Consider the following 5,650-nt stretch of genomic DNA (forward strand, 5'->3'; position numbering starts at 1 on the left):
TAAAACTACAATTAAAATTACATTAATTGTATAATATAGCATTTGGTAATTACTTCTATATAAAAAAAGAGGGAGAGCGTTTGAGAAGTAATCGAATAACTAACTGAGAACAATTTTTCAAACCCAGAACAATTTTCACAACTCAAAGCAAATATTACAAATCCCACACAAAAAAAGAGAGTATACTGAACAAAAATTCATAGACCTAAAATAGTCTCCAAATATATTAAATAAAAATAAACACAATAAAATTAATTAAAAAAGATTGTACACACAACAGTGCAATCCATCCACGACCGAAAAGAGGTCGTGGTATTCTTGCATTATTTAAGATAAAAAAAGAAAATAAGTTCAAAAAACTTATTTTAAATAATTTTCAACAAGATTTCGGGTTTCATTCAGGGATTCCATAGGGATTCCTTTTGGCATCTGGCCAAGTTCGCCGTCGACATCCTTAAGGATGCTTCCGTTCATTCCCAGAAACATTCCTTCACTAACGATGTCACTGAATGATTGCGGTGGGAGCAGGGAGACTCCAACTTTATTGTCATCTTTAACATTTAAATCATTGGTTACAACAGTAATAGCCCTTTTTCCTAAGTTAACATTACAAAGCATTAAGTTTTCATTGTTGGGATGTTGTGTAACGCTCATGACTTCTCCGACTTTAATGTCGATGCCCATTATCGGATCGTTGATAGGACCTAATGCCAGTCTGTCTTTAAGGCCGATTATTGTGTCGAGGAAAAATCTTACTTTGGCAATGTTTTCCTGAGTTTTTTGCCTATCTTCCTTCGGAGCGTTGCTTAAAAACTTTTTATTCCAGTCTTCTCCGCCTAAATATTCAACAATTTTAAGAGCTTTTTCTTTTAAAGCTGCAACATCAGGTGAGTTTACAAGTTCGTCTCCTTCGAGATAAGAGTATGTTAATGATTGAAAATCACTATTCATTTGCTTTCCGAGGTCAACGGCCTGTTTCTTATTCCAACTTCCTCTAAATGATGCGGTTGGAATGAGATTTAGGTAGTTTTCTCTTGCTTTGCTTGCTACTAAAATTCTATAATCTTTTGTTGTGTCCCACAATTTAAAATCCCCTTTTTATCTAAATTATATATTTAATTTTAGAATTTAATAAGTTTTTTGTCATTTTGCGCTATTTCAAAAACATAAAGTATTTATATTAACAAATAAATAAAATTATACATATTTATTAAATTTATTTATTAATTGTGGTGTAAGAATGGTAGAAGTTTCAAAATTACGCAGTTTAGATATTTATACTAACACAGGACATTACGTTGGTCGTGTAGAGGATGTTATTCTTAATATTAGATTAGGTACAATTTCAAAATTACAAGTAAGAGCTATTGAACAAGAAAGAAGACCAACTGGATTTGTAAATCAAGTTTTAGGTAGTATTCGTGGAGAATCTCCGGAAGATCACGACATGAGATCCTTCCAAAACGACTTGTTAACAGTTGACTTTGATAAAGTTCAAGCTATTGGCGACATCATGTTAATCAATCCAAGAGACATGAAAAAAGTAGCCCCAGAACCACAAGTTCCTGTAGCACCAGCTCCAAAACAAACTGAAACTCAACCACAAACTGAAACTCAAGTACAATTTGAGTCTGAAAGATTATAAATAATCTTTCCATATTCTTTTTTTTATTTAAAACTTTAACTTTAAAACTAATTTTAGTGTGATTGCTATGAAAGTAGGTATTATCGGCTGTGGAGCTATTGCTAACATCATTACAACTAGCATAGTTCCTGAAGAGAATGGAATAGACATTGCATATTTTTTTGATAAGGATATTGAAAGGGCGGAAAATTTAGCCAGCCTTGCGGGCGGTGTTGCAGCTCTTGATTTTGAGGAAATGGTGGATAATGTTGATTTGGTACTCGAATGTGCTTCACCTGATTCCGTTAGATATTTTGCACCTGAAGTTCTTAAAAAAGGAAAAGACATGATTGTAATGAGTATCGGTGCATTTATGGATATGGGATTCTATAGGGATATTGAAAAAATCGCTAAAGAGAACAATGCCAAGATTCATTTGCCTTCCGGTGCAATAGTTGGCTTGGACGGTATTAAGGCTGTTGCCAAATTCGGACTTAAGGAAGTTAATCTTGTCACCCGCAAATCTCCAAAATCCCTTGGAAAAAATATTGATGATGTTGAAGTGTTATTTGAGGGTAAAGCGTCTGAAGCGGTTAAGGAGTTTCCTTTGAACATCAATGTGGCCGCAACCATAAGCATTGCCTGTCAAAGGGATATCGATGTCAAGATTATTGTTGATCCGAATGTGGACAGAAATGTTCATGAAATCACTGCCAAAGGCGATTTCGGTGAATTTAAAACAACAACCATGAACTATCCGTGTGCGGCCAATCCAAAAACAAGCATGTTGGCGGCACTATCCGCAATTAGATTGCTCAAGAGTTTCAATGAAACAATTCGTGTGGGAATGTAATGAAAGAATATGAAGTTTATTCGTCACTGAGAGTTCCTAAAAACTCCAAAATTATCATGCGTTTGGATGGAAGAAGTTTCCATAATTTAGCTCGTGATTTGGAGTTGACCAAACCATATGATGAAGACTTTTACAAAGTAATGTCTGAAGTTTGTTCAGATTTATTTAAAGAGTTTTCACCATTGTTTGCTTACACATTTTCAGATGAAATAAGCTTGCTTTTTGATAAACTTCCTTTTGATGGTAGGATTGAAAAAATCAATTCTGTAATAGCCAGTTTCACTTCAAGCTCTTTTGTGATAAATTACAATTGCCAATTCAAAAAGCCTCCTGCTTTTGACTCAAGGATTATCCCTATCAACGGCTCAGATATCCTAAAATATTTCAAATGGAGACAGGATGAATGTTGGAGAAACTGCGTTAATTCACATGGCATTTCCTTTTTAAAATCAAAGTATTCAAATTCCGAAGCGAATGATAAAATAAATGGTATGAATTTGAGTGATATTCATGAAATGCTATTTGAAAACGGCATTAACTTGAATGACATTGAAACTTATAAAAAAAGAGGAATTGGAGTATATAGGAAAAATAATAAAATAATAGGATTCAACAAAAAGGAGAATAAGAATCAAACTTCATACAGAAGTCATGTTTTCACTGATTGGCAGCTTCCAAAATTCTGTGAAGACTTTTTTAAAGACATAGGGGCGATATAATGGGTTTCATTTCAAGAATATTCGGAAATAATGATGAAGAGTTCAATGAAGTTCGTGTGGACCGTGAAGTATTGGAATCCGTAATATACTATTCAAAAAAGGCATATCCTAATGAATTTCTGGCATTTTTTGACGGGGAGATAAAGGATAAAATTCTTTATATTACCAGTTTGATTTTTGTCCCTGGTGAAACCTGTGAAACCGGAGCAGTTGTACACACTGAAATGATTCCAATGAATACAAAATACTGGGGATCTGTACATTCACACCCTGGGCCAAGTGCAAGGCCTTCTGATGCCGATTTAAAAACTTTTTCAAAAAACGGTTATTTTCATATGATTGTCTGTCTTCCTTATTCATTTGAGACTTTCAAGTCATATAATCGTTACGGGGAGCCGATGGATTATTCAATAGGGGATTATAGTTATCTTGTCAATGATAATCCTGATGACTTTTTTGATGAAAGTGATGTCTTAACAGATGATGATGAGTTCAAACCTGGATTTTTTGATGAGGAAGATGATGAATTTTTCCAGAATCTTGATGAAGAACGCCCTTATCATTATGATGAGTTTGAAAGACGCAATCAAATTAATGTAATATCCAACACTCAAATGCCTCAGCAGGTTTTGAAAATAGAACTTAATCCCGATGGCAGTGTAAAAAGGATATCCCGGGAATTTAAGGAATAATTTTTTTTTTGATGGTTTAAAAAAATAAAAAATAAAAAACAAATTGGTGAAAATGTTTTTTATAATTCTAATCCGTTAGCTTCATAAACATTGTCTAAAGCTTGGATTTCTTTAATTACTTCTTTTGGAATTTCTTTATCTAAAGTTAAAACCATGATGGCTCTTCCGCCTTTTTCATCTCTTCCAACTTGCATAATTCCAATGTTGACGTTGTGTTCTCCTAATTTGGTACCGATTTTACCGATACTTCCAGGCACATCTTCATATTTTGCAATGAACATATGTCCTTCAGGAATAACGTCAACCCAGTAATCGTTTACTTTCAATATTCTGGATTCGTGTAAATGGGTTCCAACAACGGAGAATTCATCAGATGCACTTTTTGCAATAACTTTAATTAAAGAATCATATCCTTTTGAGTTGTCTCTTCTTCCTTCAGTAATGCTGATTCCTCTATCTTTTGCTACTAAAGGTGCATTAACTGCATTTACAGGGGAACTCAAGAATGGATTTACTGCACCTTGTATAACAGTTCTTGTTAAAATTTCAAGGTTTTTGATTTCAGCCAGTTCTCCTGTGTAAATGATTTCAATTTCTTTGATTTTGCCGTTAACTCCCTGTGAGATGAAACTACCTAATTTTTCACATAATTCTATGTATGGAGCAACTTCCTGGAAAGTGTTGTTGTCGATACGAGGCATGTTCAAGACATTTCTAGGATTTTTACCATTTGCCAAATCGATAATTTCGTCAGCAACGATAATTGCAGCGTCCCTTTGTGCTTCTTTAGTTGAAGCTGCAATATGAGGAGTCAATACAATATTGTCGAGTTCAAATAATTTTGATTCTTTAGGTGGTTCTTCTTCATATACGTCTAAAGCAGCACCACCAATTTTGTTGTTTACCAAAGCATCGTATAAAGCGTCTTCATCTATAATTCCACCACGTGCACAATTGACGATGTATGCAGTATCCTTCATTAAATCAAATTGCTCTGCGGATATTGAATGTTTGGTTTCCGGAGTAAGTGGGACATGTATTGTAATAAAATCAGAATTTTTGAGTACGGTATCTAAATCGGTTAATTCTACACCCATTTGTTTTGCAACTTCTTCAGGTAAGTATGGGTCATATGCCATTGCATCCATTCCAAAAGCTTTACATCTGTTGACTACTTGAGAACCGATTCTTCCCATTCCGATAACACCTAGAGTTTTGTTTCTAAGTTCTACGCCCATAAATGATTTTTTCTCCCATTTGCCTTCTTTAACAGATTTGTCTGCAATGGATATTTTACGGGCCATGCTGAGAATCAATCCCATTGTGTGTTCTGCAACAGTTACGGAAGTTGATTCTGGTGAGTTTACAACCATAATTCCTTTTTTAGTTGCAGCGTCAAGATCAATGTTGTCTACTCCAACACCTGCTCTTGCGATGATTTTCATATTTTCTGCTTTTTCTATAACATCAGCAGTAAGTTTTGTCCGGCTTCTTACTATAATTCCGTCATATTCATGAATGGTATTTGCTAATTCTTCAGGAGTAATGCTGGTATCAACAACAACTTCAGCCACTTCCTTTAAATTTTCAATACCCTTTTCATTAATTGAATCAGCTACGAGTACTTTCATATTTTCACCATAATTTGTTAAATTTAAAAGAATATTTAATAATAAATATTAGTTAAAAATATATTTTTTATTATATTTATAATTTAATTTTGTTTGGGCTCATGACAAAATTTATTTATCCAATTGTAAAT

Annotated in this window: 6 protein-coding genes; 4 read left to right on the top strand and 2 right to left on the bottom strand. The window is 33.9% G+C overall.

The window, feature by feature from the left end; all coding sequences use genetic code 11:
• Positions 1-360 precede the first annotated feature (360 nt).
• A complete protein-coding gene (locus ACKI2P_RS05205; RefSeq protein ID WP_407375658.1) occupies positions 361-1,083 on the bottom strand; it encodes a tRNA-binding protein in 723 nt (240 codons plus the stop codon).
• A 157-nt stretch (positions 1,084-1,240) separates the two neighbouring features.
• On the opposite strand from ACKI2P_RS05205, the gene ACKI2P_RS05210 reads away from it, so the two are divergent.
• From ACKI2P_RS05210 to ACKI2P_RS05225, 4 genes are all read left to right on the top strand, one after another.
• Positions 1,241-1,645 (top strand): PRC-barrel domain-containing protein, encoded by a 405-nt coding sequence (locus ACKI2P_RS05210; protein ID WP_407375660.1) that lies wholly within the window; start codon positions 1,241-1,243, stop codon positions 1,643-1,645.
• 67 nt (positions 1,646-1,712) lie between these two features.
• Positions 1,713-2,477: an aspartate dehydrogenase gene (locus ACKI2P_RS05215; RefSeq protein WP_407375662.1), complete on the top strand. Its 765-nt coding sequence runs from the start codon at positions 1,713-1,715 to the stop codon at positions 2,475-2,477.
• Entirely contained in the window at positions 2,477-3,196 is a 720-nt protein-coding gene (locus tag ACKI2P_RS05220; protein ID WP_407375664.1) for a tRNA(His) guanylyltransferase Thg1 family protein, read from the top strand. The genes ACKI2P_RS05215 and ACKI2P_RS05220 overlap by 1 nt, the downstream gene beginning before the upstream one ends.
• Positions 3,196-3,888, top strand: a complete 693-nt coding sequence (locus ACKI2P_RS05225) for a Mov34/MPN/PAD-1 family protein (RefSeq protein ID WP_407375666.1) — start codon at positions 3,196-3,198, stop codon at positions 3,886-3,888. The genes ACKI2P_RS05220 and ACKI2P_RS05225 overlap by 1 nt, the downstream gene beginning before the upstream one ends.
• Positions 3,889-3,947: 59 nt before the next feature.
• Here ACKI2P_RS05225 and serA read toward each other — a convergent pair whose 3' ends face one another.
• Positions 3,948-5,519 carry a phosphoglycerate dehydrogenase gene (gene serA / locus ACKI2P_RS05230; RefSeq protein ID WP_407375668.1) on the bottom strand — a complete coding sequence of 524 codons (1,572 nt, stop codon included), beginning with the start codon at positions 5,517-5,519 and terminating at the stop codon, positions 3,948-3,950.
• Positions 5,520-5,650 lie beyond the last annotated feature (131 nt).

Source organism: Methanobrevibacter sp. (genome assembly GCF_045541095.1).
Lineage (GTDB): Archaea > Methanobacteriota > Methanobacteria > Methanobacteriales > Methanobacteriaceae > Methanocatella.